The organism is Amycolatopsis sp. BJA-103 (assembly GCF_002849735.1).
Taxonomy (GTDB): domain Bacteria; phylum Actinomycetota; class Actinomycetes; order Mycobacteriales; family Pseudonocardiaceae; genus Amycolatopsis.
The window spans coordinates 22,881-36,624 of sequence record NZ_CP017780.1; the positions used below are offsets into that span (position 1 = coordinate 22,881).

Annotated in this window: 22 protein-coding genes; all 22 read right to left on the bottom strand. The window is 68.1% G+C overall.

Annotation, left to right across the window (positions count from 1 at the left end; genetic code table 11):
* Positions 1-179 precede the first annotated feature (179 nt).
* Positions 180-725, bottom strand: coding sequence for a DUF7426 family protein (locus BKN51_RS00150; RefSeq protein WP_101605664.1), 546 nt, complete (start codon positions 723-725; stop codon positions 180-182).
* A 13-nt stretch (positions 726-738) separates the two neighbouring features.
* Complete coding sequence (locus tag BKN51_RS00155; RefSeq protein ID WP_101605665.1) at positions 739-1,203, bottom strand: phage tail tube protein; 465 nt, start codon at positions 1,201-1,203, stop codon at positions 739-741.
* Between the two features lie 7 nt (positions 1,204-1,210).
* On the bottom strand, positions 1,211-1,651 hold the full coding sequence (locus BKN51_RS00160; protein ID WP_158306845.1) for a minor capsid protein: 441 nt from the start codon (positions 1,649-1,651) through the stop codon (positions 1,211-1,213).
* A 36-nt stretch (positions 1,652-1,687) separates the two neighbouring features.
* Complete coding sequence (locus BKN51_RS00165) at positions 1,688-2,029, bottom strand: minor capsid protein (RefSeq protein ID WP_101605667.1); 342 nt, start codon at positions 2,027-2,029, stop codon at positions 1,688-1,690.
* The gene (locus BKN51_RS00170; RefSeq protein WP_101605668.1) at positions 2,026-2,352 is read right to left on the bottom strand and encodes a hypothetical protein; all 327 of its coding nucleotides are present in this window, start codon (positions 2,350-2,352) and stop codon (positions 2,026-2,028) included. The genes BKN51_RS00165 and BKN51_RS00170 overlap by 4 nt, the downstream gene beginning before the upstream one ends.
* Positions 2,346-2,795: a hypothetical protein gene (locus BKN51_RS00175; protein ID WP_101605669.1), complete on the bottom strand. Its 450-nt coding sequence runs from the start codon at positions 2,793-2,795 to the stop codon at positions 2,346-2,348. Before BKN51_RS00175 ends, BKN51_RS00170 begins: the two co-directional genes overlap by 7 nt.
* A gap of 2 nt (positions 2,796-2,797) precedes the next feature.
* Positions 2,798-3,559, bottom strand: a complete 762-nt coding sequence (locus BKN51_RS00180; protein WP_101605670.1) for a hypothetical protein — start codon at positions 3,557-3,559, stop codon at positions 2,798-2,800.
* Positions 3,556-4,800 carry a hypothetical protein gene (locus tag BKN51_RS00185; RefSeq protein ID WP_101605671.1) on the bottom strand — a complete coding sequence of 415 codons (1,245 nt, stop codon included), beginning with the start codon at positions 4,798-4,800 and terminating at the stop codon, positions 3,556-3,558. The genes BKN51_RS00180 and BKN51_RS00185 overlap by 4 nt, the downstream gene beginning before the upstream one ends.
* Positions 4,801-4,803: 3 nt before the next feature.
* The gene (locus BKN51_RS00190; RefSeq protein ID WP_101605672.1) at positions 4,804-5,034 is read right to left on the bottom strand and encodes a hypothetical protein; all 231 of its coding nucleotides are present in this window, start codon (positions 5,032-5,034) and stop codon (positions 4,804-4,806) included.
* Positions 5,031-5,786 carry a hypothetical protein gene (locus tag BKN51_RS00195; protein WP_101605673.1) on the bottom strand — a complete coding sequence of 252 codons (756 nt, stop codon included), beginning with the start codon at positions 5,784-5,786 and terminating at the stop codon, positions 5,031-5,033. Before BKN51_RS00195 ends, BKN51_RS00190 begins: the two co-directional genes overlap by 4 nt.
* 24 nt (positions 5,787-5,810) lie before the next feature.
* Positions 5,811-6,083, bottom strand: a complete 273-nt coding sequence (locus BKN51_RS00200) for a hypothetical protein (protein WP_146044458.1) — start codon at positions 6,081-6,083, stop codon at positions 5,811-5,813.
* Between the two features lie 56 nt (positions 6,084-6,139).
* The gene (locus BKN51_RS00205; protein WP_101605675.1) at positions 6,140-6,550 is read right to left on the bottom strand and encodes a hypothetical protein; all 411 of its coding nucleotides are present in this window, start codon (positions 6,548-6,550) and stop codon (positions 6,140-6,142) included.
* A 4-nt stretch (positions 6,551-6,554) separates the two neighbouring features.
* Positions 6,555-6,821: a hypothetical protein gene (locus BKN51_RS00210; RefSeq protein WP_102906664.1), complete on the bottom strand. Its 267-nt coding sequence runs from the start codon at positions 6,819-6,821 to the stop codon at positions 6,555-6,557.
* Positions 6,822-6,923: 102 nt separating this feature from the next.
* Positions 6,924-7,268 (bottom strand): hypothetical protein, encoded by a 345-nt coding sequence (locus BKN51_RS00215; RefSeq protein ID WP_101605677.1) that lies wholly within the window; start codon positions 7,266-7,268, stop codon positions 6,924-6,926.
* A 3-nt stretch (positions 7,269-7,271) separates the two neighbouring features.
* Entirely contained in the window at positions 7,272-7,646 is a 375-nt protein-coding gene (locus BKN51_RS00220) for a hypothetical protein (RefSeq protein ID WP_101605678.1), read from the bottom strand.
* A 43-nt stretch (positions 7,647-7,689) separates the two neighbouring features.
* Positions 7,690-8,556, bottom strand: a complete 867-nt coding sequence (locus tag BKN51_RS00225) for a P22 phage major capsid protein family protein (RefSeq protein ID WP_101605679.1) — start codon at positions 8,554-8,556, stop codon at positions 7,690-7,692.
* Positions 8,557-8,698: 142 nt separating this feature from the next.
* A complete protein-coding gene (locus tag BKN51_RS00230) occupies positions 8,699-9,418 on the bottom strand; it encodes a hypothetical protein (protein WP_101605680.1) in 720 nt (239 codons plus the stop codon).
* A gap of 82 nt (positions 9,419-9,500) precedes the next feature.
* A complete protein-coding gene (locus BKN51_RS00235) occupies positions 9,501-9,854 on the bottom strand; it encodes a hypothetical protein (protein ID WP_101605681.1) in 354 nt (117 codons plus the stop codon).
* 63 nt (positions 9,855-9,917) lie between these two features.
* Complete coding sequence (locus tag BKN51_RS00240) at positions 9,918-10,148, bottom strand: hypothetical protein (protein ID WP_101605682.1); 231 nt, start codon at positions 10,146-10,148, stop codon at positions 9,918-9,920.
* Between the two features lie 23 nt (positions 10,149-10,171).
* Positions 10,172-10,354 carry a hypothetical protein gene (locus BKN51_RS00245; RefSeq protein ID WP_101605683.1) on the bottom strand — a complete coding sequence of 61 codons (183 nt, stop codon included), beginning with the start codon at positions 10,352-10,354 and terminating at the stop codon, positions 10,172-10,174.
* A complete protein-coding gene (locus BKN51_RS00250; RefSeq protein WP_233224284.1) occupies positions 10,351-12,195 on the bottom strand; it encodes a phage minor capsid protein in 1,845 nt (614 codons plus the stop codon). The genes BKN51_RS00245 and BKN51_RS00250 overlap by 4 nt, the downstream gene beginning before the upstream one ends.
* Positions 12,192-13,736: a phage portal protein gene (locus BKN51_RS00255; protein WP_146044437.1), complete on the bottom strand. Its 1,545-nt coding sequence runs from the start codon at positions 13,734-13,736 to the stop codon at positions 12,192-12,194. The genes BKN51_RS00250 and BKN51_RS00255 overlap by 4 nt, the downstream gene beginning before the upstream one ends.
* Positions 13,737-13,744 lie beyond the last annotated feature (8 nt).

A 13,744-nucleotide genomic window follows, 5' to 3' on the forward strand; every position in this document is an offset into this window, starting at 1 on the left:
TTCCCGGTCGAGGTCGTCGACGTCGTCGCTGCCCTGGTCCTCGCGCGCGGCGAGCGACACCCGTGTCAGGCTCTTCGCGGAAAGTCCCGAAAGCCGGGAACAGAACCAACGCCATGACCGTCCGGTGAGGACTTCGCGCGATGACAGGTCAACGTGGTACTCGCGGTGAAAATCTGACTCTATGAGCGTCCACCGCTCGAAGTAGTCGCCCCACGTGAGCGCTTGCCTTTGCGCTTGCGCCGCTTCTTCTTCGTCGATCCACTCCGGGATGTCGTCGGCGGACTCGACGACCCCGAAGGTTCGGCCGGGGGGCGGCTGTCGTCTTCCTCCACCCGGCCTCGGGTCCACACCTGGCGGGCCATCGCCTCGCCGTACATGTGCCAGGCGAGAAGCGTCCCGCCGACGTGCAGCACCGTTGGCCACGGGACTTTGTCCGCGATCAGCTTCTCGCGCATCTTGTCACCGAGCATTTCGAGGTAGAGCTCTCGCTCGTCGAGGCCCTTCAAGTCTTCGGTGAATCCGGGCGCGGGCTGGTAAGTCGCGCCCGCGGCGCGCGCGGCCATGATCCGGCTGGCCTCGTCGCGGATCTTGTGGATTTGCAGTGCGCGCCCGAAGGGCAGCAGCGAAGCACGGAAGGTGTACTCGCGGCCGCCGATGGGCAGGGTGAGGGTGTCGTCTTCGGTGGTGTCCTCGATGAATCGGTCGAGGTCGGGGAAGGTGGCCACGGTCCGGGTTTCCTTACGGGGTGTAGACGAACGGGGACAGAAGACCGGAGCCGGTCAGGTCGCACTTGAACGGTTCCATGTTCTTGACCTCGCCACCCGCGCCCGCCCAGTTCGAGGTGGCGAGGCCGCTGTAGCCCTTGTTGTTGTCGAGGCGGTAGACGCGGACTTCGACTTTCGCCTCGGGCCCGGTGAGGAGACCCTTCATTTTGAGAAACGCCTGTCCGGGGTCGTCGACTTGCGCGTTCACCGGGCCGGTGAAGCCGTCGAAACCTTCGATGCCGAGTGACCACTTGCGAAACGTGGTGTCGTTGTCCTCCCATCCTTCGCTGTCGAAATCGGTGGTGTCGACCGAGTTCGCGTCGATGCCGAGTTCGAGCTTGGTCAGGCCCTTTACCTTGGACCAAACCTGAGCCTCGTTGGTGCCGGTGTTGACTTCGATGGTCCACTTGCGACTGAGCCGCTTGAGGATGCTGGCCATTGTGGATTTACCTCCTGATCGGTGTTTCGAGCTGGAACGAGACCGACCAGCGGGGGCGGCCTTGCGGGTCCGGGCCCAGCGGGACCGGAGCGGATGAGGACGCGTCACAGGTCAAAACGTCGACTTCGTCCACAGTGGAATCGGCCCAACGCGTGTTGTCGGTGCCGTCGAGCGCCCGCCGGAGTCTGTCCACCATCTCGAAGCCCGGCCGAGCGAGCGGCGACACGTCGGACGCTGTGCGGTAGACCGCCTGCACTTCGGGGGTTTCGTAGTCGATCGTCGGCTCGGCCCGCGGGAAACTCGGCAGGGTGTAGACCGTCCAGCACGTGTTAGGGCTCGGCGGCATTCCGTTGCCGTCGCCAAGCGTGACCGGCGCGCCGGTGCCGACACCTTCGTAGGTGCCGAGACCGAGAACGGCGATCTGTCGGGCGAGGGCAGCAGCGATCACCTCGTGACCATCGGTCAGGGGTGTCACCAGCGGTCGCTACTCCATCGCCTCTTTCACCGCGGCAGCGATGTGGGCTTGATACCTCTCGGCGTTCGCGCGCATCGGATCCCCGAGATACCCGGCTTTCCGGCCGTCCTGGTGTGTCCAGCCCCGGTTTTCGTGCTGCGCGGCGGCGTACGGAGTGTCGTAGGAGACACCGCCGACCCAGCCCTCGGACCGTTCCTCGCTGGACACCTTGGCCGAGCGAGACAGGTCGCCCTGGTCGTACGGAACCTCGTCCTGCGAAAGGCTCTTGAGGTCTTCCATCGCTTCGCGGCCGCCCTGCGCGAAAGCGGCCATGACCTTCACCTCGACGGCGTCGAGCCCGTCGAGGCTCACGAGACGTACACCTCGTGGTGCATCACCGTGCCGTCGAACCACGTCGCGGTGTCGACCTTCTCGACGCGTCGCCAATCCGGATCCGGGCCCGCCTTCGCGAGCCGGTCACCGATGTGCGGGTCCGCCGCGGCTTCCAGGTAGATCACCCCGGATAGCGTGACGACGCGTCCCTCTGCGTTCTGAATCTGGCTCGTCGTGTTCTCCCACCGCCCGAACCGGGGCACCGGCTCGGCGAACTGCTCGCCGTCGCTGCCATCCTCGATCTTTTTTCGGTGGACGATCCGGTCGGGCGTGGGGATGAGGGTTCCGAGCAGGCTCACCATGTGCGGGCACTCCCTCCGATGAGGCCGGCGGCCTGGAGCGCGTCGATCGCGTCCAGCGGAACGCGCGGCGCGCGGTCGCCGATCGGCGCGCCGGTGCTGCCCGACGAGCTGGTGCCCGTCGAGGCCGAGAGGGTTTTCGTGGAGATGCTGCCGCCGGCGGCGAGGATCGGCGCGAGGCCGCCGAGACTGGCCTCGATGGCTTCGGCCTTGCGCCGCGCCTTGATGGTCTCGGCCACCGCGGCGATCATCTGCGCGCGGACGTCGGCGTCGAACGCCCTGCCGGTTTCCACGTCGACGGTCGGCCAACGGATGATGACCCGCTCGATCGCGCGGGCGGCCTTGTCGATCTTCTGGCCGAGGGCGTCGTCGGGCATGTCGAGGGGGATGCCGCTCTCGGGGTAAGCGCGGACTTCGGCGGGCGTGGCCCAAATGAGCGAGGTCATGGTCAGGTTCCGATCGGTCGGGCGGCGGGCGTGGTCTGCCACGCGTCGCCGTCGTGGTGGCGTGGAGGTGGGGTGTCGGTCCAGGCCGAGCCAGTCCAGAGCTTCACGCCGGATGCGGGCGGCCCGACGGGCGTCGCCATGAGCACGGCCCGCTCGGTCGCATCCGGCACGTGCGTGAGGAACCGGAGCTCGGACAGACGCGACGTGCTATCGGCGCTCTCAAGGAGGTTGATCGCTTCGGCGGCCGTCGACAACGCGGTCCCGGGCGCGAACGAGCTGTGACCGTTCGGTGGGCCCGGGGTGGTGAGGACGTTGTCGCGGTAGAGGTCGATCGATCCCGTTGCCTGGTCGTAGGCAAGCAAGTACCAGTGCTGTTCCGCGCCCGGCGGGGCGGCCTGCGGGCGTAGCGCGAGGTTTTGCGAGGCGTCCCGGACCTGGCCGGCCATGTTCCCGGAGAGCAGCAGGACACCGAACGTACCGGTGCCGTCGGTCTCGGGGTCGACCTGGCAGCGAACCCACCAGGTCGTACCGGATCCGTAGGCCCAGAAGCTGACGGCTCGGGTGTTGCTGGCGTGGAACGCTGTTAGGACACCAACGGGGAGGGTGGGCATTGCGGCCCCGGTCTTGCCGAGCGCGGGCCCGAATCGCCCGCCGGTTGTCTGGACACCGGCAGATCCGGACAGGTTCAGGTGGTGGCCGTCCGGTCCGAAGTCCGTCGCGATGTTCCCGGACTGCGCGAAGTTGTACGCGGCGACGACGCTCATGACGAGGCCGGTATCCAGACGTCGCCGAGCACGGCGTCGACGGGCGCGTTCGAGGCGGCCGAGCCTCCGATGTAGATGGTCACGCGCGACGAGGACCCGCGCGCGGGCCATCCGGCCGAGTACCGAAGGAACCGGGGCGCGTCGGCCACTGCCGCTGCTGCGGCGCCGAGGCCGTCGTACCGGCCGTCGCCCTCGGACTGAGTGAGGTACTGCGGATGCGGATCCGCCGCGACCGTGTGCGCAGCTACCGCGGCGGCCGCTGTTCCAGCCGACTCTTTGCCGTCCAGCGCGGTCTGTGTCGCCGCGCTGATCGGCTTCGCTGAGTCAGGGGTGTTGTTCACCGCGCCGAGTCCGACGTCGGTCTTGTCCACCACCACAGCGCCGGTTCGCCCGTTCACGCTGGACACGGGGGAGGCAGGGGAGACGCGCTCCCGCCAGGACGCGAGCGACGTCGACGGCTCGGCGATGAGCTGCCAGTCGGTACCGCGGTCGGTGCGGGTGCACCAGTCCCCGCGCTGTCCCGTGAGCGCAAGCATGGCGGCTTGTGAGCTGGCTTCGCCGAGCCAGTCGACGAGCGCGACCGCTGGGATAGCGGACTGCGGCACCGTGCCGGCCAGGTCCGAATAGGACGTCGGGATGGTCGGCTTGCCAGTGAGGCTGGCGTACGTGCCCGCGGTCGCGACCGGTGCGAGGCTCGACGTGTTCGCCTTGGTTGCGAGGCCGGACGAGAGCGCGCCGAGGCTGGCGTACACGTCGTCGAGCGTGACGTCGCCGGTTCGGCCGTCGACAGACAGCACGCCGAAACCGCTGCCGTCGTCGCCGCCGACGACGTGCACGTTCCCGGTCGCGTCCGGCAAGATCCCGTTCACCGTTCGGACGTAGCGGGACCAACCGCCCGACGGCGCAACCGGGGCGTGCGCGGCGAGGTCGAGGTCGTCGAGACCGTTCGGAACATCCATGGGGAACGACCACGTCCGGCCGTCCGCGAGTTTCACGGTCACCTGATACACCCAGCCCGCGGGCTGCACGCCCGGAGCATTGGTGACGGGGAGCGTCATCGAGAACGAGCCGTCCACAATGGACGCCATGAGCGTCGAGGGCGGCACCACTACCTGATTCGCGGTGAACCAAGGCGCGCCGATCGGCATGAACGAGACAACCCCGGTCACGCCGATCGATTCGTCGAGCGGCACGAGCGTGCCGCGGACCGTGCGTTTCGGCCACGAATCAGGCAGCGGCATGGCCTACTCCTTGGGGACGTTCGGCTTCGAGCCGATGACCGCGGCCGGACCGAGGATCGCGGTACCGGCCGCGATGATCACCGCGGCCGTTTCGGCGTCGAGCGGGACACCGAACGCCATCGCGACACCGACCACGACCGGAGTCGTCAGCGTGCCCCACACCGCCGCGATTCCCTTACGGAACCGGGGAAGCGCGGCGCGGACACGCCGCCGCAGCGGAACCTGCGGAATCATGAGATCGCCTGAATGAACACGGAGACGGACGACGCACACGAGTACTCGACGTGAACCTTCGAAGTGCCTCGCGGGATCGGGATGACCTCGCCCTCCTGGACCTCGGTTCGCCACTGCCTGGGGTCACCGCCGGTACCCTGGCCGGGAACCGCGGACCAGTTGTAGAGGTGGCCGCCGAAGATCGTGGTCTTGGCCGCGAAAATGAGCTTCACGTCGGCGTCCGGCGGCACGGCCAGAACCTCGGTGGTGGTGGTCATCGCGGGGGGAAGGGTGGGCATGTTGTCCTCCGTCATCATGAGTCGGCCGTTCAGCCGGGGCGGTACGGGCGGATTCGGAGTTCCGACCGGACCGAGGTTCCACAGCGCGGTGGAGTCACCGGCCGTGCCCGCGAAGACGGACACGTGCACGTGCTGCTTGTGCGCGTTGATTCCGTTGTAGGGCATCCACTTCCACGGGTTTTTGCCCGGTCGCGAATCGATGATCCGGCCGCGCGAGATGATGTACTTGATCCGCGGGTCGCGTTGCTCGACGAGCCGGTTCGCGAGCCACTGCGCGTCAAGCCCGCCGTCGGGATCGTTGGTGAAGTCCCGCGCACACACCTGACCGGACGTGGTCGGGTTGTGGTCGGAGTATCGGGCCGAGTGCGCCGCATCGCCGATCGAACCGTCGGAAAGCTTCGACCGCTTCGGGGCCAGAGCGTTGATCTGGCCGAGCAGGATGTCGAGGGAATGCGCTACGTACCAGGAGGCCATGCCCGCAAGACTGCGGGCACCGTGTCACCCCTCGGCGTAGAGCGGCGGCGGATCGTCAATCGTGCCACCGAGCGAACGCACAACGGCGACAACTTCCTCGTCCCACCGATGGTGCGCACTGAGTAGGTTCTGTTGCTGCCGCTGGCCCTGCCACAGTTTCCGTGTCTCGGCCTGAAGTTCCGCGACTTGGTCGGACAGTTCGGCCGAGTGCGCGGTCGCGGCCGTCACGAGCACCGCGGCGCCGTCGCGCTTGAGCTTGCGGGTTTCCGGCCGCACCTTCAACAGCGCGACCACCATCGTCCCGAACGCTGCGAGGCCGACACTCCCGCCGGTCCAGAGAAGCCAAGGAGGCATTAGCGGACCCCCTGTACGGATCTGCGGGCCGCCGTTCGGGCGCTCGTGATCTGCCAGACGCGCCACAGACCAGCGGCCGCCATCGCGCCGAGTAGCAGGCAGAACGCCAATCCGCGTAGACCGGACATCCCCAAGCCCCAGACCGCGTAGGTGACGGTGATCCCGGACATGCCGAGCAACCCGGCCCGCTCGATCAGAAGACCGGCCGCGGTCGCGGCACGCCAGACCCCGACGAGCACCACCGCGCACGAGAGCGCCGCGCCCGCCAGGAAGACATGGCCGGCAGGCACCGGGAAACCGCGAATAGTGGACGTCGCGACCTGCTGAAACAGGAACAAGCCAACGAGTGAGTAGAGACCGAAGGCGCCGACGAGAAGCGTCTCGAACGGGTTCCGGGTGCTGGTGGTCATGGCTCTACTCGTCGTCGCCGAAGGAAGCTTCGACGCGCCCGCCGTGACCGCGGCGCCGATTCACGGCGTCGGGGTCCGGCTTGTCGTCGTTCCCCGTGCCGCCCGGCTCCTCGACGTTCTCGCCCTCGGGCGGTTCGCCGGTGTGCTCGGGCTCGACGCTGCCGGGCGCTGGTACCTCGACGTATCCGAGGCGCACGAGAACGGCTTCGAGCTCCGAACCCGCATCGGCGTAGTTCGGGTGCCCAGTCTCGTGCTGTGCGTACCACGACATGGGGAAGTCCTCCATCGGAAAGTGTAGGTGAGACCCGGGCCGCGCCACCTTCCCCGGCGACATCCGACCACCACAGCGGACCTCGCGGCCCGGGTCTCGGTCTTACTGGGCGAGCTTCTCGTCGATCCGCGCGCGGATCTCGTCGTCGCTGCCCTCGGTTTCGACGCCGAGTTCGGCGGCCTGCGTGAGCAGTTCGCGGCGCGCGTCGATCCGGGCCGTGATCTCGTCGGCCGTGCCGGAGTCGTCGACGCCGAGTTCGCGCGCCTCGGCCTGAAGCTTCTGCTTCGGCTTCAGCCTGGCGGGTTCGGCGCTCTCGACGTACGGCGTGCCGTCCTTGTTCACGCGGGTGATGTCGCCTCGCTCCACCCGCTCCGCGATGGTCTCGTGCAACGGTAACGCGTAGCGGCGAACCGCGCCGCCCTCACCCTTGAGCCAAACGAGGTCCATGGGTCAGACCGCCTTCGGGAGACGGAACGCGGTGATGGTGCCCGCGTGCGCCGTCTCGACGTCGACGAGCACGGACCCGTCGTTCTGGAGGAACCGACCGGATTCGAACGGACCGATCCACGCGACACCGGTGTTCGCCGGCACCGCGACGACCACATCGCCCTGGCCGGACGCGATGGCGGGCGGGTAGGTGCCCGCCTTGAGCGTGACGTTGTGCGCCGAGCTGTGCGTGTTCGTGACGCGCAGCAGGGTGCGTTCGGCGTCGGCGTTGGCGATGGTGTGCCCGTTGCCGGCGCCCGGGTTGAGCGCGGTCCCCGCCGGGTCGGCGAGACTGCCGTTCCCGACGAGGTTGCTGTACGTGACAGCGGTACGTGCCATGGGAGGAACTCCGTTTCAGGTCGGATCGGTCAGGGGCCGCCGGTTAGCTGCCCGGTCGGGTGACCTCGACGCCGGCGAGCAGGTCGGGGCGCATGACCTTGCCGCCGTAGACGGCCAGGCCCTTGACGGCGTCGGCGAACGAGGACTCGGGGCGGTATGCCTCCACCTGGTTCAGCTGCTCGGCGAAACTGATCGCGCCGTTTACCCCGGCCTGAATGAAATTGCTCGTCGGGACCGGCTTCGGGTTGTTGTTCGAGATGACGATCGAGAACCCTGCGATCTCTCCGATCTCACCGTTCAGCAGCACGCGGCCGGAGCCGTATTCGCTGACGCGGGTGAAGTTCGGGTTCTTCTGGATGAGACCGCGGTACCACGGCGGGCACGCGGCGTAGCGGCCTTCGGTCGGGATGTTCCGCTCGTCCATGAGGACCTGGAGATCGACGAGGGTGAAGTAAGCGAGCTTGCCCCACGCCTCCTGATCGGTGCCCGTGAACGTGACGTCCGGGAGGACCGACGCGGCGGGAATCTCCGTGTATTTGTTCGCGATGTACTGGTCGACCACGTCGGCGAGGCCGTAAGCGGCTTCAGACATGAACGGCTTGATCAGGTCGCCCTTGACCTGCCGCTTGTCGACGTCGTCCACGGCGACCGACCAGTGCTTGGACTGGTCGATGACCATCGTGCGCTGAGAGGTGTTCGGCTTCTCGGGCGTCACGACGGTTTCGTTCGGGACGTAGTTCTTGATGGTCGGGCGGCCGATGCTGGTTACCTTGACGGTGTCGCCGGCCTCGCTGATTTCGCCCTCGTAGTCCCGGTTGACGATCTGGGGACCGGCGTAGACCAGCTTCTTGCGGAGCGCCTGAACGAGCGGCGCTACCCACACCTGGGGAATGAAGTTTGCCACGGACACGGGGTTGTGCTCCTCTCCGCGTGGCTGACTGCCATGCCCGCGGAGTTCGGGCTTGTACCTCCGGTCCCGGTGGCGACTTCCGGGCTGTGCTGCTACGCCTGAAAAGAGGTTGGCCGGGCGGTGTCACCGCCCGGCCGCGCTGCTAGCCGACGATGCGGCCTTCGCGTTGGGCGGCGAGAATTTCGTCGGCGTTGTCGGCGAGCTCGTTGTCGGACATGGACGCGAGGTCCGCCCTCGTGTAGGTCTTCTTTCCGCCTGCGGCGGCGGACCTGTCGCCACCCGATGCGGGCGCTGCGGTGGTCGTCTTCCACTCCGGGAATTCGGCGGCCTTGGCGTCGATCGCGGTCTTGATCGCCGTCTTGACTGCGGCGGCGTCGTTCTGATCAACACCCTGGAGCGCTCCGGTCAGGTTCGCGAGGCCGATGAAAGTCGCGATTCGCTCGGGCTTGATCCCGGCGGCCTGCGCGAGGGCTTCAGCGGTTGCGGTGTTCGCCGTGGTGCGCGCGGTGGTGAGCATGTCCTCGGCGCGCTTGAGGACGTCCTCTGGTTTGACCGTGCCGTCGCCTTCGGTCGACTTGTTGCCGAACAGCGCGGCGAGTTTGTCGCCGAGCGACTTCTCCTGTCGGGAGAGTCGTTCGTTCAGGATGCGGTCAAGGTCGGCCTGCGTGAACGTCTTCTCGGCGTTCGGCGGTGGGCCGGGCTTCGGCGGGGTGGTCTGGCCGCTGTCCTGCTGCTGGCCGTTGGCGGGCGCGGGCGGTGTGGGCGGCTGGGCGTTGCCGGTCGGCGGGGCGGCAGGGTCGGTGGTCGTACCGGTCTGGCCGCCGTCGGTGGCGGCGCCGGTTCCGTTGTTGGGGAAGGTCATGCGGAGAGGTTGGGTCCGCCGTGTCACCGCATGGAGCGGCCCCGTCCGCTGGAGTGCGGACGGGGCCTGTTGTGTGTTGGGGTCAGGAGGGGATGCGGAGCACGGCCACGGTCATTTGCGTGGCCGAATCCCAGTTGAGGTAGACGTTTCCGTCGTTCTGTCGGTATGCGTCCGGGAAGGGGCCCGCGGTGAACGTCTTGCCAGCGGGCACGGTGACGGTGCGACTGGTGACGGGGAGGCCGTCGGGGGCGCTGGCCGGGTTGACCGGGATCGTGCACGTGTGGCTGGCCGAGTCGCCGTTCTTAATGACGACGAACTCGCGGCCGTTGGTCGGGAAGCTGTTGCCGTTCGGTGAGGCGGCCGCGTCAACGGCACCGAGAACCAGTTCGGCGCCGGCGCGGGTGACGGCTTGCGGGGTGAGCGCGGTACGGGGCATGGCGGGTCTGTCCTCCTAGGACGGGTGTGCGGTAGCTACCGTGCCGAGAGTCGCGCCCGGCTGTCACTCGGCGAGCGCGGCCCGCACGATGCAGTCCTTCGCCTCCAATAGCTTCCGAAGGCCCGCGGTCTTCTCCATACTGTCCGGGACGTCGTCGGCAATCTGCTCGGCGAGTTCGCCGAACGGGCGCGATACCTCCCGCAATTCGGGCGGCAGGTGCTCGAAACGGAAGTGCTTGAGCATGGCATCGGTGGCGGGGTGACGCGACGGAATGCCTTCGGTGAGGTTCGACATGAGGCCACCGTCCGGCCCGGCTGTCACTCGCTGAGCTGGACCGGGTTCCCTGCGGCGTAGCCCTTGCGCCACATCTTCGCTTGCACGCGCTCGGCGACGTCGTCGCTCGTCGGGTCGTGCGGGTTTGTCGTCGAGCGGTCGCCGCGTTCGGCCGCGGCCTTGCCTGCGCGGAGCGCTGCGAGCGAGAGGGATGCGGGTGTGCTCATCGCAGCCAATCCTCTCCACCGGTCTTGAACCGGGCATCGCGTGCGGCCTCTGTGTCGCCGAGCAGGTCGGCGGCATAGGCATCGTACGTGATGCGGCCGTGGTTGTCCCACCATTCCTTGAGTTCATCGGACGCGTATTTCCTTGCGCGGGCAGCATTTCCACCGAACAGGCTGTGCGGGTCGATGCCTGCGGCCGTGCCTGCGGCGTTGAGCATGTGGCCGCGGGTCTCATCCTCGGCGGCGAGGTACTGGTCGTACACGACGTCGCGGAACGCTGCGCGGGCGAGTTCGTCGAACCCGCGGCCGGTGTAGCCGCGGGCCCGTAGCGATTCGATGGCGCGGTCGCGGTGCTGCTGCTCGACAGACCGGCCGTACGCCTCTGCGGCCGCTGACTCTTCGTCCCACCCGGAATCGATCAGCTTTTCGAATTGCTCCCACTGCTGTTGCTCGCGCTCGTCGGCTGCCTGCTGTTTTGCGTCGACGGGCGGTGCGGCGGATTCCCGGCGTTCCATCTCGACGATGGCGGCTTCGAGCGCGTCGAAGTCGTCGGTTTGCGACACCCGCGTGAGGTGTTCTTCGAGATCCGCATCGGACAGTGCCACAAGGTCGACAGGTTCCGGGGCGATGCGCTCGGCGTGCTCCCGGGCGACGCGCGTTGCCTCGTCGCGCCCGATTTCCATGAGGACAATGGTGGGCACCTCGTCGCCGGTGGGCCGGGCGCGTTGCTCGGGCGCGGGCCGAGCGGCGGGCGCACGCCTCGTGCTGGTCGGGATCGGTCCGCGTTCCCGGTCGGTCCGCCGCTTCAGCCCGGCCGCGTCGGCGTGCGCCTTGATCGCGGCCGAGTTGTCGCGGATCTCCGCGCGCAGTTTGCGGGCGGTCGGGGTGTCGCCGAGTTCCGCCGCCGCGGACTCGCGCCGCTTCAATTCTCGAGATTTTCGTTCGAGCTTCCGAAGCTTCTGCGTCTGCTCGTAACCCTCCGGATCGGACTTCGCCGGGCGGATCCGGGTCAGCGCCGAAACGGGGTCGGCGCGGTGCGTACAGTTCGGATGCCACAGCCCGCCGAGCCGTGCCTCTGCGACCGTCCGGCCGACACGGTGCCCGTTGACGTCCTGCCCCACCGACTTGCCCGTGATGGACAAAAGACGGCCCTCCCACGGGCGGCAGAGCTTGCATTCGCGCGGACTGTCCGAGATGACCACGACATCGCGGCCCTCTGCCACCATCTCGTCAAGCTGCCCCTGCACGACGCTCTGCCCGGCGATGGTGCGGCCGGCCATGCGCGCGTACGCGTCGAGGTGCCAGTGTCGTCCGGCCTTGTCGGGGAACCGGTCGTGCCCGCTCACGAGCAGACGGTCGACGACTTGCGCGACGGCGTCGCGGCGCACCATCGTGCCGGTCTGCATCAGCAACTCAGCTTCGGTGGTGGCGCGGCGGTACACGTCTTCGTGGGCGCGCACGATCGGCACGTGCGTGCCGTGCAGCTGCTCGACGTACCGGCGTGCGAGGGTCTGCACGAGCTCGGGCCGGGATTCGAGCGGCCGGTCGAGAGTCTGCCCGGCGCGCTGCCCGATGAGGTAGGCGTCGGCGAGGGCCTGCTCGACGAGCCGCGGCGAGGTGATGTCGAGCCGCGCCATGATCGCGCGGAGTTCGTCCCGGAGCGCAAGGGTTTCCCGCGCTTTCCGCTCGGCCCATCCGTCGGTCGTGATGCCGCGGGCAAGCCGACGCGCTACCGCGATGATCATGCGTTCGGCGGCGAGGTCCCAGACGTCGAGAAGCTGCTTGAGCGTGGCGGCGCCCGAAGCCGGGTTCGCGCCGAGCGGCGCCACGGCCGGGCCGGTCACTGCCCCTCAGCGCGGTCATCGGCGCCGTTGTCCTGCCCGGACGGGGGGAACGGTTCGCCGCCGTCGAGCGGGTCCGGTGCGGCCGGACGTTCGACCTTGATCCGCTTGACCTCGTCGTCGACGTCCTGCTGTTCCCATTCGGGGTGCGCCATCTTGACCTTGATCTCGGTCGAGATGGCCTCGGCGTTGGACAGAAGCTGGATCGTCTCGGCGGTTTCCTTCGGGTCGGCCTGCGGTGCGGGCCAGTCGAGGCCGGGCCGCTCGGCCGGGGCCGGTCCGTTGAACACGTGCGCGTTGATCAGCATGAGGGTTTCGGCGACGCGGCGAGTCGCCGGTTTCCAGTACTGCCGCTTGCGTCCCTGCGTTCCCGTCGAGCGACGTTCGCGCCGCGCCATCGCCGTACCGGAGAGCTGGCCCTCGACGTGGCGGCCGAACGTCTGTGGCGCGTACCCGGCTCGGCTAACGATGTTATCGACGAGTTCGTTCGCGGTGTCGGCGTGCTCCTGCACCCGCAACGCGAACTGAGCGACGGTGATCGTCGCGGGCTTCGTCGGGTCGTCACCCGGCATGTTCGGCAGGGGAGAGAACGCCTCGGCGTCCACGTCGAACGCCTTCTCGGCGCCTCCCCGTGTCAACTTGCTGAACAGTTGCGCGGCCACACCACGCGCCCCCGAGTTGACGGGTTCGAGGTAGTCGGCCGGGGTGATGATGCGGCCCTTCCCGAGCCGGATGTCGCGAATCCACGAATCCCACACCTCGTCAAGCGCGTCGAGGTCCGTTTCCAAGCTCTGGAGATCGGACCGGCCGTGCGGGGTGTGCACGAGGGGTTGGGGCAGGTCGTTCGGCACGTATTCGACGAGCAGTTCGTTTCCGCGGATCGGCTTCGTATCGATCGGCTCGCCGTCCAGGCCGCGGGTTACCGGGTGATCGGTGAGCGGCACGACGTGGCCGACGTTGTTCGTCGAGCCTTCCCACAGTTCGTGTCGGATCTGGCCGGGCTCGTGGTGCTCCAGCCATCGGAGCGTCCGGTGTGGATCGTCGTTCAGGATGGTCACGAACGTGACCTCGGCGAGCCTGCCGAAACGAAAGACGGGGATCGCGTCGTCGTCCCTCACCATCGTGAGCATCGGCTGTTTGGCCAACGCCTGATCCCACAGCGGACGGAGGTAGACCCCGCCGAGTGCGGCCGCGATCTCCGCGCCTTCGAGAAGACTGTTCGTCCACCCGATCTCGTCGGCGAGCGTTTCCCACGTGTCCGTGACCTTCGTAGCGTCCTTGCCCCAATCGAGCCGCGGGGAGTCCCCGAAGATCAGTTCCGCGCTCGTGCGAGCGATGTCCGCGGCCAGCGGCATGTGCATCTGCCGTCCGCCCGGCTTGGTGGCGTGCCGCGCCCAGTACCCGCCCGGCGCGCACGTCGACGCGTTCGCCTTGAGCTTGTCCAGGTCCCCGGACCACCACGCCGCCCACGACTCCCAGCGGTGGCGCATGGTGTCGTAATACGAGGTGGGCGGCGGCCATGTGGAGCCCTGTTCGATCAGCACGCGCACGA

What these genes read in the sequence shown, in the direction of transcription:
- BKN51_RS00155 (WP_101605665.1), bottom strand. Translation starts at nt 1,203, where the DNA reads ATGGCCAGCATCCTCAAGCGGCTCAGTCGCAAGTGGACCATCGAAGTC.
- BKN51_RS00170 (WP_101605668.1), bottom strand. Translation starts at nt 2,352, where the DNA reads ATGGTGAGCCTGCTCGGAACCCTCATCCCCACGCCCGACCGGATCGTC.
- BKN51_RS00175 (WP_101605669.1), bottom strand. Translation starts at nt 2,795, where the DNA reads ATGACCTCGCTCATTTGGGCCACGCCCGCCGAAGTCCGCGCTTACCCC.
- BKN51_RS00180 (WP_101605670.1), bottom strand. Translation starts at nt 3,559, where the DNA reads ATGAGCGTCGTCGCCGCGTACAACTTCGCGCAGTCCGGGAACATCGCG.
- BKN51_RS00185 (WP_101605671.1), bottom strand. Translation starts at nt 4,800, where the DNA reads ATGCCGCTGCCTGATTCGTGGCCGAAACGCACGGTCCGCGGCACGCTC.
- BKN51_RS00190 (WP_101605672.1), bottom strand. Translation starts at nt 5,034, where the DNA reads ATGATTCCGCAGGTTCCGCTGCGGCGGCGTGTCCGCGCCGCGCTTCCC.
- BKN51_RS00195 (WP_101605673.1), bottom strand. Translation starts at nt 5,786, where the DNA reads ATGGCCTCCTGGTACGTAGCGCATTCCCTCGACATCCTGCTCGGCCAG.
- BKN51_RS00200 (WP_146044458.1), bottom strand. Translation starts at nt 6,083, where the DNA reads ATGGTGGTCGCGCTGTTGAAGGTGCGGCCGGAAACCCGCAAGCTCAAG.
- BKN51_RS00205 (WP_101605675.1), bottom strand. Translation starts at nt 6,550, where the DNA reads ATGACCACCAGCACCCGGAACCCGTTCGAGACGCTTCTCGTCGGCGCC.
- BKN51_RS00210 (WP_102906664.1), bottom strand. Translation starts at nt 6,821, where the DNA reads ATGTCGTGGTACGCACAGCACGAGACTGGGCACCCGAACTACGCCGAT.
- BKN51_RS00215 (WP_101605677.1), bottom strand. Translation starts at nt 7,268, where the DNA reads ATGGACCTCGTTTGGCTCAAGGGTGAGGGCGGCGCGGTTCGCCGCTAC.
- BKN51_RS00220 (WP_101605678.1), bottom strand. Translation starts at nt 7,646, where the DNA reads ATGGCACGTACCGCTGTCACGTACAGCAACCTCGTCGGGAACGGCAGT.
- BKN51_RS00230 (WP_101605680.1), bottom strand. Translation starts at nt 9,418, where the DNA reads ATGACCTTCCCCAACAACGGAACCGGCGCCGCCACCGACGGCGGCCAG.
- BKN51_RS00235 (WP_101605681.1), bottom strand. Translation starts at nt 9,854, where the DNA reads ATGCCCCGTACCGCGCTCACCCCGCAAGCCGTCACCCGCGCCGGCGCC.
- BKN51_RS00240 (WP_101605682.1), bottom strand. Translation starts at nt 10,148, where the DNA reads ATGTCGAACCTCACCGAAGGCATTCCGTCGCGTCACCCCGCCACCGAT.
- BKN51_RS00245 (WP_101605683.1), bottom strand. Translation starts at nt 10,354, where the DNA reads ATGAGCACACCCGCATCCCTCTCGCTCGCAGCGCTCCGCGCAGGCAAG.